10 protein-coding genes and 3 pseudogenes are annotated in these 14,120 nt (G+C 73.4%); 11 read left to right on the top strand and 2 right to left on the bottom strand.

Annotated elements, in window-relative coordinates:
* Window positions 1–12 precede the first annotated feature (12 nt).
* The 5 genes and pseudogenes from LN251_RS24615 to LN251_RS24635 all read left to right on the top strand — a co-directional run bounded on the left by LN251_RS24615 (window position 13) and on the right by LN251_RS24635 (window position 5,665).
* The gene (locus LN251_RS24615) at window positions 13–1,356 is read left to right on the top strand and encodes a radical SAM protein (protein WP_458246284.1); all 1,344 of its coding nucleotides are present in this window, start codon (window positions 13–15) and stop codon (window positions 1,354–1,356) included.
* A 218-nt stretch (window positions 1,357–1,574) separates the two neighbouring features.
* Window positions 1,575–2,339, top strand: a pseudogene (locus LN251_RS24620) (cellulose-binding protein); the annotation flags it as partial.
* A 1-nt stretch (window position 2,340) separates the two neighbouring features.
* Window positions 2,341–3,144 (top strand): annotated as a pseudogene (rsgA, locus tag LN251_RS24625) (ribosome small subunit-dependent GTPase A); the annotation flags it as partial.
* A 649-nt stretch (window positions 3,145–3,793) separates the two neighbouring features.
* The gene (locus tag LN251_RS24630) at window positions 3,794–5,176 is read left to right on the top strand and encodes a DNA-3-methyladenine glycosylase 2 family protein (protein WP_458246789.1); all 1,383 of its coding nucleotides are present in this window, start codon (window positions 3,794–3,796) and stop codon (window positions 5,174–5,176) included.
* Between the two features lie 6 nt (window positions 5,177–5,182).
* Window positions 5,183–5,665, top strand: a complete 483-nt coding sequence (locus tag LN251_RS24635; protein WP_458246285.1) for a methylated-DNA--[protein]-cysteine S-methyltransferase — start codon at window positions 5,183–5,185, stop codon at window positions 5,663–5,665.
* A gap of 19 nt (window positions 5,666–5,684) precedes the next feature.
* On the opposite strand, the gene LN251_RS24640 is transcribed toward LN251_RS24635, so the two are convergent.
* Window positions 5,685–6,167, bottom strand: coding sequence for a DUF456 domain-containing protein (locus LN251_RS24640; protein ID WP_458246286.1), 483 nt, complete (start codon window positions 6,165–6,167; stop codon window positions 5,685–5,687).
* A gap of 467 nt (window positions 6,168–6,634) precedes the next feature.
* On the opposite strand from LN251_RS24640, the gene LN251_RS24645 reads away from it, so the two are divergent.
* Both LN251_RS24645 and LN251_RS24650 read left to right on the top strand, forming a co-directional pair.
* Entirely contained in the window at window positions 6,635–8,176 is a 1,542-nt protein-coding gene (locus LN251_RS24645) for a protein phosphatase 2C domain-containing protein (RefSeq protein ID WP_458246287.1), read from the top strand.
* 66 nt (window positions 8,177–8,242) lie between these two features.
* A complete protein-coding gene (locus tag LN251_RS24650) occupies window positions 8,243–9,985 on the top strand; it encodes a pyruvate dehydrogenase (protein ID WP_458246288.1) in 1,743 nt (580 codons plus the stop codon).
* Here LN251_RS24650 and LN251_RS24655 read toward each other — a convergent pair.
* Window positions 9,982–11,365 (bottom strand): annotated as a pseudogene (locus tag LN251_RS24655) (helix-turn-helix domain-containing protein). The gene LN251_RS24650 and the pseudogene LN251_RS24655 overlap by 4 nt on opposite strands.
* 180 nt (window positions 11,366–11,545) lie before the next feature.
* Between LN251_RS24655 and LN251_RS24660 the strand changes: the two are divergent.
* From LN251_RS24660 to LN251_RS24675, 4 genes are all read left to right on the top strand, one after another.
* The gene (locus tag LN251_RS24660) at window positions 11,546–12,193 is read left to right on the top strand and encodes a hypothetical protein (protein ID WP_458246289.1); all 648 of its coding nucleotides are present in this window, start codon (window positions 11,546–11,548) and stop codon (window positions 12,191–12,193) included.
* A gap of 56 nt (window positions 12,194–12,249) precedes the next feature.
* On the top strand, window positions 12,250–12,711 hold the full coding sequence (locus tag LN251_RS24665) for a hypothetical protein (protein WP_458246290.1): 462 nt from the start codon (window positions 12,250–12,252) through the stop codon (window positions 12,709–12,711).
* 453 nt (window positions 12,712–13,164) lie between these two features.
* Complete coding sequence (locus LN251_RS24670; protein ID WP_458246291.1) at window positions 13,165–13,290, top strand: hypothetical protein; 126 nt, start codon at window positions 13,165–13,167, stop codon at window positions 13,288–13,290.
* A gap of 374 nt (window positions 13,291–13,664) precedes the next feature.
* Window positions 13,665–14,117: an ATP-binding protein gene (locus LN251_RS24675; RefSeq protein ID WP_458246292.1), complete on the top strand. Its 453-nt coding sequence runs from the start codon at window positions 13,665–13,667 to the stop codon at window positions 14,115–14,117.
* Window positions 14,118–14,120 lie beyond the last annotated feature (3 nt).

Genomic DNA, 14,120 nt, shown 5'->3' on the forward strand with positions numbered 1-14,120 from the left:
AGGAGAGTGGGGATGGGCAGCCGTACCGCACTGGTCGAGGATCTGATGGAGCGGTTTCCGCACGTACCGCGGGAAGCCGTCTTCAAAGAGGACCTGCTGCGTGGTGGTGTGGCCTTCGACCCCTCCGCGCTGAGCGACAACGAGGGCGGCGAGGTCAAGCCGAAGTCGTACTTCATCTTCTCCTTCGACCACGGCACCCTGCCCGAGCTCGGCGAGGCCGCCCTGCGCCGGCCCCCGGAGGAGATCATCCTCACCGGCGGCCCCTACGACCTGCGCCGCACCGTCGTCTCCGTCCGCGTGAACCCGTCCTCGCCGTACCGGGTCGCCGCCGACGAGCACGGAGTGCTCGGCCTCTACCTCGACGGGAACCGCATCTCGGACGTCGGCGTGCCGCCCATGCCCGAGTACTACCGGCACACCCTGTCCAACGGGAAGTCGGTCATGGAGGTCGCCCCGACCATCCAGTGGGGCTACCTGATCTACCTCACCGTCTTCCGCGTCTGCCAGTACTTCGGCGCCAAGGAGGAGTGCCAGTACTGCGACATCAACCACAACTGGCGCCAGCACAAGGCGGCGGGACGGCCGTACACGGGCGTCAAGGACGTGGAGGAGGTGCTGGAGGCCCTCGAGATCATCGACCGGTACGACACCGCCAAGGCGTCCACCGCCTACACGCTCACCGGCGGCGCGATCACCAAGACGGTCTCCGGGCGGGACGAGGCCGACTTCTACGGCCACTACGCCAAGGCCATCGAGGAGCGCTTCCCGGGCCGCTGGATCGGCAAGGTCGTCGCACAGGCGCTGCCCAAGGACGACGTGCAGCGGTTCAAGGACTACGGCGTGCAGATCTACCACCCCAACTACGAGGTGTGGGACGAGTATCTGTTCAAGATGTACTGCCCGGGCAAGGAGCGGTACGTCGGCCGGGACGAGTGGCACAGGCGCATTCTGGACTCGGCGGACGTCTTCGGCGCGCGCAACGTCATCCCCAACTTCGTGGCGGGCGTGGAGATGGCCGAGCCCTTCGGGTTCAAGACGGTCGACGAGGCGATCGACTCGACCACCGAGGGCCTGCGCTTCTTCATGTCGAACGGCATCACGCCCCGCTTCACCACCTGGTGCCCGGAGCCCACGACGCCGCTGGGCAAGGCCAACCCGGCGGGCGCGCCGCTGGAGTACCACATCCGGCTGCTGCAGGCCTACCGGCAGACCATGGAGGACTTCGGCCTGTCCTCGCCCCCCGGTTACGGCCCGCCCGGACCCGGCCGTGCCGTGTTCTCCGTCAGCTCCTTCATGGACAGCCTTCCGGCGCGGGAGACGACGGACGAGAGCGCGGAGGAGACGGCGGAGGTGTGAGCGAACCTCTGGGCACGGTGAGTCGAAGCGTGGTCTCCTTGCGTACATGAGGCCGGAGTTGTGGCCCGGCGGCGGTTCCACAGGGGTCTGTCAGGACAACTGAACACAGCGCTTGTCAGTTGTGAGAAAAACGTGAAAGGCTCCTGCCCTGCCGCGAGGTTCCCCCCAACTCCTTTGCCGTCATGGTGAGTTGACCTCGCTTTCAATGCAGGAGACCCATGCCCGACCTGCCGACCCCGAAGGACGCCGCCGAGGCCGCGCTGTTCTCCGAGTGCTGGGACGCGGTGCTTTCCTACGCCGACCTGTGCACCGCCGGCGCCACCGCGGCCACGCAGCTGGCCTCGGAGGCGTTCGCGCTCGGTATACGCGAGGTCCGCGACACGGAGAGCGGACCCGTGGCCCGAGGCACCGGCCGCCGCTCACCCCGACTGCCCATGATTCCGCTGCTGTTGACCGCCGTGCGCAGCACGGCGGCCGACTGGGAGGAGAGCGGACAGGGCGACGACCTCGACCCCGACCTGCGCCTGTGGCTGAACTCCGAGAAGGCCACGCGCTACACCGGGCCGCCGCTGCAACGCCCGCTCGCCCTGCGCGCCCTGCGCGATCTGCAGGACGCGGACGCGACCCTGCTGTGGCTGGCCGAGGTGGAGGCGCTGCCGCACTCCGTGGTGGCCCGCCGGCTCGGCCTCGACCCGGCGCTCGTCGGCGAGGAACTCACCGAGGTACGCCGCCTGTTCCGCGACCGCTGCCACCGCGCCCACCTCGACACGCCGCTGGACGCGAACTGCCGCAGCTACGCCCGCCTCCTCGACGCGGTCACCCGCTCGCCCGGCGCCGACATCCCCGCCGACCTCTCGCGCCACCTCGCCACCTGCGTGGACTGCGCCGAGGCCGCGGCCTGTCTGCGCCCGCACGGCGGCGGACTCCCCACCGCCCTCGCCGGCGGGGTGATCGGCTGGGGCGGCCTCGCCTACCTGGAGCGCCTTGCGCTCCACCTCCTCCAAGCGGTCCGAGGGGCAGATCCTCGCCGCCAACGTCGACCACGCCATCGTCGCGGTGTCGCTCGCGGCCGAGCTCGACCTCGGGCGCATCGAGCGGTTCCTCGCGCTGGCCTGGGAGTCGGGCGCCCAGCCGCTCGTCGTCCTCACCAAGGCCGACCTCGTGCCGGACGCGGTGACCCGGGCCCACCTGGTCCAGGACGTGGAACTGTCGGCGCCCGGCGTGACCGTCCTGACGGTCAGCGCCGTGGACGGCGACGGACTCGACGTCCTGCGCGCCGCCGTCGGCGACGGCACGACCGTGCTGCTCGGCCAGTCCGGCGCGGGCAAGTCCACTCTCGTGAACGCCCTCGTCGGCGCCGACGTGATGGACGTAAAGGCCATCCGGGACGTCGACGGCAAGGGGCGCCACACGACGACCACCCGCAACCTGCTCGCCCTGCCCGGCGGGGGAGTGCTCATCGACACGCCGGGACTGCGCGGCGTCGGCCTGTGGGACGCCGAGACCGGCGTCGGGCAGGTCTTCGCCGAGATCGAGGAACTCGCCCAGCAGTGCCGCTTCCACGACTGCGCGCACGGCGCCGAACCGGGCTGCGCGGTACTCGCGGCCGTGGACGCCGGGGAACTCCAGGTACGACGGCTCGAGAGCTACCGGAAGCTGGTCCGCGAGAACCAGTGGATCGTGGCCAAGACCGACGCCCGAGCCCGCGCGGAACTCCGCCGAGACTGGAAGCGCAAGGGCGCGGAGGGCAGGGCGGCCATGGAACTGAAGAGGGGACGCCGCATGTGAGGGGGCGCGGTGCGGTTCTGCGCCGGGCGCCCTTACTGGGCGGGGCGCGCCCTCCCCGGATGGGGCGCCTTCCCCGGGTGGGGCGCCTTCCCCGGGTGGGGCGCCTTCCCCGGGTGGGGCGTCGTCCCCCGGGCGGGGCGGAGTTCCTGAACCGGGTGCCCTTCCCGAGCGGGGCGCAGCTCCTGGACCGGGCGCCGTTCTTGCGCGGGGCGTCCTCTCTGGGCGGGCGCCCTTCCCGGCGGGGCGGAGTTCCTGAACCGGGTGTCCTTCCCGAGCGGGGTGGAGTTCCTGGGCCGGGCGAAGTTCCTGCGCGGGGCGCCCTTCCCGGCGGGGCGGAGTTCCTGAACCGGGTGTCCTTTCCGAGCGGGGTGGAGTTCCTGGGCCGGGCGAAGTTCCTGCGCGGGGCGCCCTTCCCGGCGGGGTGCGGTTCCTGAACCAGGTGCCCCCTCCCGACCGGCCCCCGCCTGGCCGACGGCCGTGCGGGGGCCGCGGCGCCTGGGCCGGTGGCCGGTCGGGGCGCCGTCCCAGGCGCATCCCGGGCGTCGATGACCGTGCGGGGCGTGGTTCTCAGGTGACCCCGCGCCCGGTGGGTGTCGTGTCTGATTTCCGCCAGCCTTGTGCTTTCCGGGCGGCGCACACTGGATGCGTGATGGACGAGGACACCAGGTACGAGGCGGTGCGGAGCCGTGACGCGCGGTTCGACGGCGAGTTCTTCTTCGCCGTCGAGACGACCGGCATCTACTGCCGTCCCAGCTGCCCGGCCGTGACCCCGAAGCGCCGCAACGTCCGCTTCTACGCCACGGCCGCCGCGGCCCAGGGCGCCGGCTTCCGGGCCTGCCGCCGCTGCCGCCCGGACGCCGTGCCGGGATCCGCCGACTGGAACGCCCGCGCCGACGTGGTGGGCCGCGCCATGCGGCTGATCGCGGACGGCGTCGTCGACCGCGAGGGCGTCGCCGGGCTCGCCGGGCGGCTCGGCTACAGCGCCCGCCAGGTGCAGCGGCAGCTGACCGCCGAGCTCGGCGCCGGACCGGTCGCCCTGGCCCGGGCCCAGCGGGCGCACACCGCGCGGGTGCTGGTGCAGACGACCGACCTGCCCATCACGGAGATCGCGTTCGCGTCGGGGTTCGCCAGCGTCCGGCAGTTCAACGACACCGTCCGCGAGGTCTACGCCTCCACACCGAGCGAGCTGCGGGCCGCGGCGCCCCGGCAGCGGGGCCGGCGTCCCGTGGGGGGAATCCCGCTGCGGCTCGCCCACCGCGGCCCGTACCGGACCGGCGCCGTCTTCGACCTGCTCGCCGAGGAGGCCGTTCCCGGCGTGGAGGAGGTGAGCGGGGAGCGCGGCCGCCGCACCTACCGCCGCACCCTCCGCCTCCCGCACGGCACGGGCGTCGTCGCCGTCGACGAACGGCCGGGCACGTCCGGGTCCGCGTCCGCCGCGCACCCCGGCGGCTGGCTGGAGGCCCGCCTGCAGCTGACCGACCCGCGCGACCTCACCACCGCCGTCGGCCGGCTGCGCAGGCTGTTCGACCTCGACTCCGACCCGTACGCGATCGACGAGCGGCTCGGCGCCGACCCACGGCTTGCGCCCCTCGTCGCCGCCCGCCCGGGCCTGCGCTCGCCGGGCGCCGCCGACGCGGACGAGGCGGCCGTACGGGCCCTGGTGGGGCCGCGGGCCAGCGAACGGCTGGTACGGCGGTACGGCAAGGCCCTCGACTCGCCCACCGGCAGCCTCACCCACCTCTTCCCCGAACCGGCCGTCCTCGCCGAGGCCGAACCCGACGGCACCCTCGGCGCCCTCACCGCCGCCCTCGCCGACGGCGCCCTGCGTCTCGATCCGGGCGCCGACCGCGACGAGGCGCACGCCGCCCTCCTCGCCCTGCCCGGCATGGACCCCTCCACCGTCGCCGCGATCCGCACCCGTGCCCTCGGCGACCCCGACGTCGCCCCGCCCGGCCCGGACGTGCCCGACACCTGGCGCCCCTGGCGCTCGTACGCCCTACGACACCTGCGCGCAGCAGGAGAGTTGGACTGAACCGCGATGACCACCCTGTGGACCCGTGTCGACAGCCCCGTCGGCGCCCTGCTCATCACCGCCGACGCCACCGGAGCCCTGACCTCCCTCTCCGTGCCCGGGCAGCGGAACGGTCGTGAGGTGGCGCCGGACTGGCGGCACGAACCGGCCCTCTTCCGTGACGCCGAGGAACAGCTCGGTGCCTACTTCGCCGGGGAACTGAAGGACTTCCGGCTGCCGTTCAGCACGGCGGGAAGCGAGTTCCGGGAGCGGGTGTGGGCCGCCCTGGACTCCGTCCCCTACGGCGCCACCACGACGTACGGCGAGATCGCCGCGCGGATCGGGGCGCCCCGGGCGGCCGTCCGGGCCGTCGGAGGCGCGATCGGCGCCAACCCGCTGCTCATCGTGCGGCCCTGCCACCGGGTGATCGGCGCGAACGGCGCCCTGACGGGCTACGCGGGCGGCCTGGAGCGCAAGGTGCGCCTGCTCACCCTGGAAGGATGCCTGTAGCGCCCGGCACCGCGGCCCGTCAGCCGTGGATCACCGCGCCCAGCCACACCCCGGCGATCAGCAGGCAGGTGAACAGCTCCGCCAGCACGCTGGAACCGCCCGAGCGCATCGCGGTGCGCAGGGCCGCCATCGCCTCGCCGTGCCCGCCCAGACGCAGGCGTTCACCTAGATAGATGCCGCCCATGAAGCCGGGGATCGCGCCCAGCACGGGCAACAGGAGGAACCCGAGGAACGCGCCGGCACCCGCGTACACGCCCATCCGCGCCGTGGCCCCGGCGGCCCGCAGCCGTCGCGGCGGCAGCGCCCAGCGCACGACCTGGGAGAGCAGCAGCGCGACCGTGGTGCCGACCAGGACCCACCAGGCGAGCGGCCGCGGGTCCTTCAGCGCCCACCACATGATCGCGGCCCACACCAGCCACGACCCCGGCACCCCGGGCACCAGCACCCCGCACAGGCCCAGCAGGAGGACCAGGCCGACCAGCACGAGGTCCCACACTCCCATGAGCCCAGGGTGCCCGAGCCGCGCCGCATGCGCCGGTCAGGGCCGATCCCGGGTCACCCAGCCCCGCTCGTTGGCGCCGTACCGCCCGTCACTTTGCCAAGGTGGCGGCACGACCCTGTCGGCCCCGCCCGCCTGCGGCGGAATCCCGAGCCGACGCACAGCTCGGCTCCAGGGAACCGGGTCACACTCGGTTCGGGTCCGACCGGATCGGGACGTGATCCGGTCGTCCACAGCGTGATCCGGGCCCGTGAGCGTGCCGTCGGCGCACCGCCGGCACGCAGGGGATCCGGGCCCGGGTCACCCCGGTGGTCGCCGGGCGGCTCTCCCGTGGGGGGTGGAGCCGCCCGGCGACTTCCCTCGCACCCGCGTTCGACGGCTCACTCGACACGCCGTTCGACGCGGCGTGCCGTGCGGCATTTTCCCGATGCCCCGTTTTCATCCGGCCCCGGCGGTGGACAATTAGGGGCATGAGTCAGCAGGGGGGAAGGCCCACCGGGCGCGACGACGACTGGTGGGGACAGCTGTACGACGACTCCATCGAGGACACGGGGCCCGCCCCCGCCGCCGACACGCTGGACGACCGGTTCGCCTCGGCGGCGGGAGCGGTGCACGCCGGGGCGGGGGAGCGGGGCGAGGACAGCGATCCCGGGGCGGGCCCGGGGGTTCCGCAACAGCGTTCCCGGAGCACCGAGACACCGCCTCCCGACCAGCCTCCGTCCAGCCGGACGCCCACGGAGCCACCCGGCACGGCGCCCCCCTACCCGGAACCGGACGGCCCCCCGCGGGCCGGCACACAGGCCCCCCCACCCGCGCCCTTCCCGCACGGGGACGGCACCCCGCGATCCGTGCCGCGCGACACCCCACCCCCGCCGCCCACGGGGCCGGCTCCCTTCACGCACGGGGACGGCACCCCGCGAACCGCGTCGCGCGACATCGCACCCCCGCAGGGCACCCGCGGGACCCAGGCCCCGGGGACCCCCGACTCCGGCCCCCCGCCCGTCCCCCGCACGGCCACCCACCTGGACCTCCCCGCCTTTCCCCCGCCCGCCGTCGACTACGTGGGGTCCGGCCCGCCGACCTACGACGCCGAACCCACCGCGCTGCCGCCCGCCGACCCCGACGACCTGGACGACCTCGTCGCCGACACCGTCCTCGACGGGGCCCGCTACGGCGCCTGCACGCTGCGCGCCGCCTCCGTCCGCGGCGACTCCGCCCGCTACCGGGGCGAACCCCGCCGCGACTCCCTCCTCACCGCCCGCTTCGGCACCGCCGAGCACGCCCTGGTCCTCGTCGCGATGGCCACCGGCGCCCGGGCCACCCCCGGCGCCCACCGCGCCGCCGCCGAGGCCTGCCACTGGATCGGCCGGGCCGTGGGCCGCAGCCACGCCCGGCTCGCCGAGGACATCCGGGCGGGCCGGCGCGGCGACCTCAAGTCCGGCCTTCACCGCCTCACCGACCGCAGCCTCGGCAAACTCCGCGCCAGCGCGGCCGAACAGGGCATCGACCCGGAGGAGTACGCGGCCAGCCTGCGCTGCCTGCTGCTGCCCGCGGACCCCGAGTGCCGTACGCGCGTCTTCTTCGGCGTCGGGGACGGCGGTCTGTTCCGCCTCAGGGACGGCGACTGGCAGGACATCGAACCCCGCGTCTTTGACGTCACCGGCGAACCGGTCGTCGGCTTCGGCTCACTGCCGGCCGAGACCCCCGAGGGAGACCGCCTGACGATGGACCTGGGCATCCCGACGCCCCCCAGCCCCTACGAACCCGCCCCGCAGCCGCCCCGGGAACCCTTCCGCTTCCGCGCCTCCATCGCCCACCCGGGTGACACGCTCCTGATGTGCACCGGCGGCCTCGCGGAACCCCTGCGCGGCGAACCCGACCTGTGCCGCTATCTGACGGGCCGGTGGTCCGGTCCGACGCCGCCGGGGCTCGCCGCGTTCCTCGCCGACACCCAGGTCCGGGTCAAGGGATACGCGGACGACCGTACGGCCGCCGCCGTTTGGGAGGCGTGACGCGGACGGTTGTGAATTCATGTACCCCGTAGGGATCTGTCGGAGACCGAAGGGGCAGACAGCACCATGGCCAAACAGAACGTCGCCGAACAGTTCGTCGACACCCTCGTCCGAGCCGGAGTCAAGCGCCTCTACGGCGTCGTCGGCGACAGTCTCAACCCCGTCGTGGACGCCGTGCGGCGCAACGCCGCCATCGACTGGGTGCACGTCCGCCACGAGGAGACCGCCGCCTTCGCGGCCGGCGCCGAGGCCCAGATCACCGGGAAGCTCGCGGCGTGCGCCGGCTCCTGCGGCCCCGGCAACCTGCACCTCATCAACGGTCTGTACGACGCCCACCGGTCCATGGCGCCCGTCCTCGCCCTCGCCTCGCACATCCCCTCCAGCGAGATCGGCCTCGGCTACTTCCAGGAGACCCACCCCGACCAGCTGTTCCGCGAGTGCAGCCACTACAGCGAGCTCATCTCCAGCCCCCAGCAGATGCCGCGGCTGCTGCAGACCGCCATCCAGCACGCCGTCGGGCGCTCGGGCGTCGCCGTCGTCTCCCTTCCCGGCGACATCGCCGACCAGCCCGCCCCCGAACGGGCCGCCCAGAGCGCGCTGGTGACCTCCCGGCCCACCGTCCGGCCGGGCGACGCCGAGATCGACAAGCTGGCCGACATGATCGACCGCGCCGAGAAGGTCACCCTCTTCTGCGGCAGCGGCACGGCCGGCGCCCACGCCGAGGTCATGGAGTTCGCCGGGAAGATCAAGTCACCTGTCGGACACGCCCTGCGCGGCAAGGAGTGGATCCAGTACGACAACCCCTACGACGTCGGAATGAGCGGCCTGCTCGGCTACGGCGCCGCCTACGAGGCCACCCACGAGTGCGACCTGCTGATCCTGCTCGGCACCGACTTCCCCTACAACGCCTTCCTGCCGGACGACGTGACGATCGTCCAGGTCGACGTCCGGCCGGAGCACCTGGGCCGCCGCTCGAAACTCGACCTCGCCGTCTGGGGCGACGTCCGCGAGACCCTGCGCTGCCTGATCCCGCGGGTGAAGGAGAAGACCGACCGCCGCTTCCTCGACCGGATGCTGAAGAAGCACGCGGACGCGCTGGAGGGCGTCGTCAAGGCCTACACCCGCAAGGTCGACAAGCACGTCCCCATCCACCCCGAGTACGTCGCGTCCGTCCTGGACGAACTCGCCGACGACGACGCGGTGTTCACCGTCGACACCGGCATGTGCAACGTCTGGGCCGCCCGTTACATCTCGCCCAACGGCCGCCGCAGGGTCATCGGCTCCTTCTCGCACGGCTCCATGGCGAACGCCCTGCCGATGGCGATCGGCGCCCAGTTCACCGACCGCGGCCGGCAGGTGGTGTCGATGTCGGGCGACGGCGGATTCTCCATGCTGATGGGCGACTTCCTGACGCTCGTCCAGTACGACCTGCCGGTCAAGGTCGTCCTGTTCAACAACTCCTCCCTCGGCATGGTGGAGTTGGAGATGCTGGTCGCCGGGCTGCCGTCCTACGGCACCACCAACAAGAACCCCGACTTCGCGGCCGTGGCCCGCGCGTGCGGCGCCCACGGGGTGCGGGTGGAGAAGCCCAAGGACCTCGCCGGGGCCCTGAAGTCCGCCTTCAAGCACAAGGGCCCCGCCCTGGTCGACATCGTCACCGACCCCAACGCCCTGTCGATCCCACCGAAGATCAGCGCCGAGATGGTGACCGGGTTCGCCCTGTCGGCGTCGAAGATCGTCCTGGACGGCGGAGTGGGCCGCATGCTCCAGATGGCCCGCTCCAACCTCCGCAACGTGCCCAGGCCCTAACCCTCGTACGGGACCCAGGCTCGCTCGCCGGCATCGTTCGTGCCGTACCAGTAGCGCGGCAGGTCCGCGATGCCGGTCGTGCGGAACGGGCGGCCGTGGTCGTCGATGCGGATCGTGCCCTTGCGGCCCTGGGAGGACCAGTCGAGTTCGAGGTACCAGTGGGCGTCGTGGGCGCGTGTCGTCGCGTCCACGAGCAGCACCTCGGGGTCCTGGGCGGAGACACGGTAGGGGAAGTGCACGGCGGGGATCGTGTGTGCGCTGTCGGCGCCGTCCGCCGGCCGGGCCACGGGGCGGTCGGCGTCGAGGTTCACGGTGAAGCTGCGGGGCGTGAGCTCGCCGCCGCAGCCCTGGTCCATCGCGTAGGAGTTGCCGGTCAGGGGCTGCCCCCGGCCGACGATCCGTACCCGCAGCGCCTCCAGGACGACGGCCGTCGACGAGCGCCCCTGCACGGAGACCTGCACCAGGGTCTGCCGCCCGTGCACCGCGCCCTGGGTCGCCGCCCAGGTCCCGGCGTCCTGCTGGACCGGGGGCGGGGGCACTTCGGCGGGCGGCTTGTCGATGACGTAGTCGTGACCGCAGCCTCCCTGCCACACCTGGGAGTCCACGGTCCAGGCGAGGGGAAGCCCGGTGGCCCGCTCACCGGTTCCGCCGGCACCGCCGCCCGCGGAGGGCGAGGCGCCGGACTTCTTCCCGGCCTCGGGCGACGGCGTACCGGGGGCCGCGGTGGAGGAGGGGCCCGCCGAAGGCTTCGACGGGCGCCACGGCGCACCCGGCGCCGTCGTCCCGGGCGCCGTCATGCCGCGCGGAGCCCGCGTGTGCTGGACAGACCGCCCAGGGAGGCGAGCAGCACGCACGCACCCCCGACGGACACCAGCATCCGCCGCCGGTACCAGGGGCGCGGCCCGGAAGCAGGCCCGGGTACGGGCTCCACCCCGTCCGCCGGACCGGCGTCCTCCGCAGCGGTCGGCTCATCCGCCGGCATCGGCACCGGCGTCGGTCCCGTCGCCGCAGCCGTGCCCTCCGAGCCCACCGCGTCCTCCGTGCCCTCCGCCTCCTCCGGTGCGTCCTGCCCCGTCGGCCGTGGGCGCCGGCGCGCCGCCACCGCGCGCAGCCACAGGCGGTGCAGTTCCAGGCGTTCCACCGGTGTCGCCTCGCAGAACGCGGCGAGGCGCTCCACCGGGGCGTACTCCTGCGGTACCGCCTCTCCCGCGCAGTAGCGGTGCAGCGTGGAGGTGTTCATGTGCAGGCGCCGGGCCAGGGAGCCGTAACTCCGGTCCGTGCGGTCCTTCAGCCGGCGCAGCAGTGCCGCGAACTCCTCGACCTCGTCCCCAGCCGACACCGTTCCCCCGTCGTCGCGTCGCGTCCCCGTATCCCAGGCACTCCATATACCTGCACGTCAGATGGGCTGGGATGGTTCCACCACCGTCGAACGGGCGGCGGGCGTTGCGCCGGCCCACCGGGACGGCCGATGCTCTTGGTGTCGCACCGACCAGGGCCGGACCGACCCTCCGGCGTCGCGGCGACAGCCCATACCCATGTACTCACTCACGGGGGACACCCATGCCCAAGCGCACCCGAGCAGGTGTGCTCGTCGCACTCGCCGCCGCGGGCCTCGCCGCAGGCACCGCACTCGCCCAGCCGGCGGGCGCCGCCACCAAGGCACCCGGCTTCCTGGCCGCCGCCGACCTTCCGCCGCACCTCACGTCGTCCTGGACGGCCGGCAAGGTCACCGCCGGCCTGCCGGAGACGGTGGAGGCGGACCGCTGCCTGGGGAAGGTGCTGAACGACGACCGGGGCTCCTGGTACCGGGAGTTCCGCACCGACCTCGACGCGCACGCCGTCCAGGTCAGCGTCGAGTCCTCGACCACCGGCGCGGCGAAGGGACGCGTCGCGCGGCTGGACAAGGACATCAGGTCCTGCGCGGCCCGGACCGAGAAGGCCGACCCGGACCTGAAGGTCACCTTCAAGGACTACGGCACCCTGCCCGTGGAGGAGGGCGCCCACCTCTACGGCCTGCACACCGAGACGTCCTACGGCGCCACCGACGTCCGTCTCCTCGCGGTCGGCCGGGACGGCCGGACCGTGACGGTCGTCGACTGGGGACGCATGGGCGGTTTCAAGGCCGCCCCGGTGAAGGCGTTCAAGAAGACGGCCACCAAGGCCGTCGAGAAGCTCCACGTACCGCACGTACCGCACGTACCGCACTGACCGCACGCATCGCAGACACCGCACACACCGCACACTTCGAAAATCGGGGAACTCACATGAACAGCAAGACCCGCACCGCCCTGTCCGCCGGCGTCCTCGCCGTCGCCCTCGGTCTCGGCGCCACCGCCCAGGCCTCCGCCGGCGCCCCGCGCAGCGTCAGCGGCAAGTCGTCGGACAACCTCACCCGCGTCGCCGACTTCTACGGCTCCTACATCGACGCGGTGACCGACGAGGACAGCGGCAGCCTCGGCCAGGCCCTGCGCGCCCACGCCCTCACGCCCGCCTTCCAGAGGCAGCTGGCGGCCTGGGAGGACCGGGAGCACGCCGACGGCGTCCTGCGCGCCCAGAACGTCCCGCTGGCCTGGAAGGTCACCGACAACGGCACCGCCAGGAACCACACGGAGGCCGTCGTGACCCTCACCTGGAGCCGCAACAGCACCACCAAGGTGTACGTCGACGTCACCCGCGACACCCACAAGATCTACCGCATCGGCACGAAGGCCCTGGGCGCGAAGTAGTCGCCCGGCCGGCGACGCCACCCGAGGATGAGGCGGCCGCGGCGCGGAGGTCCACCGGCCTCCGCGCCGCGGCCGTTCCGGCATGTCCGGCCGGTTCGGGCTCCTGTCCCCCAGCGGCGAGCGGCGGATTCCGGCCACTTTCACGAGCGGCGGCGGGACGGCCGCGCGGGCGACGGGGCTCGGGGGCGGATCTCGCTCGTCCGAAGGACGGTTCACGCCCCGCGCGGACCATCTGCCACAGGGTTTCGTCATGTACGGCGGCCTCGGCAGACCGGAATCGGTAGATGGGGCGATCCGTGGCGGTCAGGACGTCGGCCGGGCACGTAGGCGCGGAGCCGGTTGGCACGGAGCCGTCGGCGGCTCCTTCGGACGCGGAACGACCGGCTCGCCTCCGCTCACGGGAGAGACCGCCCAGAGACGACGGGGAGGCGAGGGCGCCGCGGTCCCCGCGCGGTGCGCGCCCCTGAGCGGGCCGCCCGCGTCGCCGTACGGCAGACCGTCGGCCTCGGTACCCGGCCCGTCGCCCGGGACCCCGGCATCACCGCCCCGACCAGCGCTTTCGGCAGGCCGTACCGGTAGCGAGGCTCGCACGGGCGACCGGCGGCGTCCGCTCCACGCCTCGCGCGGACGGGACCGGCGACTCGCGTGCACCGCGGTGCACGGGACACGCGAACTGGCTCATGGCACGTTCCGGACGCCCTTCCCCGCGTGCGTGGTCGCCGTGCGCGGCGGTGCCGTCCCCGCCCGGACGGTTCCGGCGCCTTCCTCCGCAGGGTCCGGGCGCCCGGCCGTGAGGACCACAACCGTGGCCGAACACCTGGTCGTCGATGATTCGACATGACTGGCGCGTGTGGCATGGGGCATGGATCCCGTGAACGTGTTCGACAAGGAGGGGAACCGACATCGGCACGCGGGCGGGGGTCATGAAGAGGCAGGCACGAGGGGGCGGTCCCATGGCGATCGGGGCCTCCTCGGCTCAGACGGTGGAGGAAAGGGCAGACGGCGTCCCGGCATCGGACCAGCCGTCGCAGCTACGGCAGAGACTCGGACGGGCGGACCTGAAGGCGGTACCCGAGGCGCGCAGGGCACTGCGCGAGCTGTTGCGGCACTGGGGCAGGCCCGGACGGTCGGAGATAGCGGAGCTGCTCACCAGCGAACTCGTCACCAACGCACTCGTCCACACCGACCGGGACGCGGTGCTCACCGCGACCGTGGGTTCCCACGGACTGCGGGTGGAGGTGCGGGACTTCGTGGCCCGCAGGCCGCGGCTGCGGGTGCCGGTGGCCGACGACGGTACGCACGGCAGGGGCCTGGTCCTGGTGCAGTCCCTGGCGGACGCGTGGGGGGTGCGGGCGCACGGGGTGGGCAAGGCCGTGTGGTTCGAACTCGGCGCGGAGGCCGCGTGAACG

It is taken from the genome of Streptomyces sp. MAI_2237, from assembly GCF_054189285.1.

What these genes read in the sequence shown, in the direction of transcription:
- LN251_RS24615 (WP_458246284.1), top strand. Translation starts at nt 13, where the DNA reads ATGGGCAGCCGTACCGCACTGGTCGAGGATCTGATGGAGCGGTTTCCG.
- LN251_RS24630 (WP_458246789.1), top strand. Translation starts at nt 3,794, where the DNA reads ATGGACGAGGACACCAGGTACGAGGCGGTGCGGAGCCGTGACGCGCGG.
- LN251_RS24635 (WP_458246285.1), top strand. Translation starts at nt 5,183, where the DNA reads ATGACCACCCTGTGGACCCGTGTCGACAGCCCCGTCGGCGCCCTGCTC.
- LN251_RS24640 (WP_458246286.1), bottom strand. Translation starts at nt 6,167, where the DNA reads ATGGGAGTGTGGGACCTCGTGCTGGTCGGCCTGGTCCTCCTGCTGGGC.
- LN251_RS24645 (WP_458246287.1), top strand. Translation starts at nt 6,635, where the DNA reads ATGAGTCAGCAGGGGGGAAGGCCCACCGGGCGCGACGACGACTGGTGG.
- LN251_RS24650 (WP_458246288.1), top strand. Translation starts at nt 8,243, where the DNA reads ATGGCCAAACAGAACGTCGCCGAACAGTTCGTCGACACCCTCGTCCGA.
- LN251_RS24660 (WP_458246289.1), top strand. Translation starts at nt 11,546, where the DNA reads ATGCCCAAGCGCACCCGAGCAGGTGTGCTCGTCGCACTCGCCGCCGCG.
- LN251_RS24665 (WP_458246290.1), top strand. Translation starts at nt 12,250, where the DNA reads ATGAACAGCAAGACCCGCACCGCCCTGTCCGCCGGCGTCCTCGCCGTC.
- LN251_RS24675 (WP_458246292.1), top strand. Translation starts at nt 13,665, where the DNA reads ATGGCGATCGGGGCCTCCTCGGCTCAGACGGTGGAGGAAAGGGCAGAC.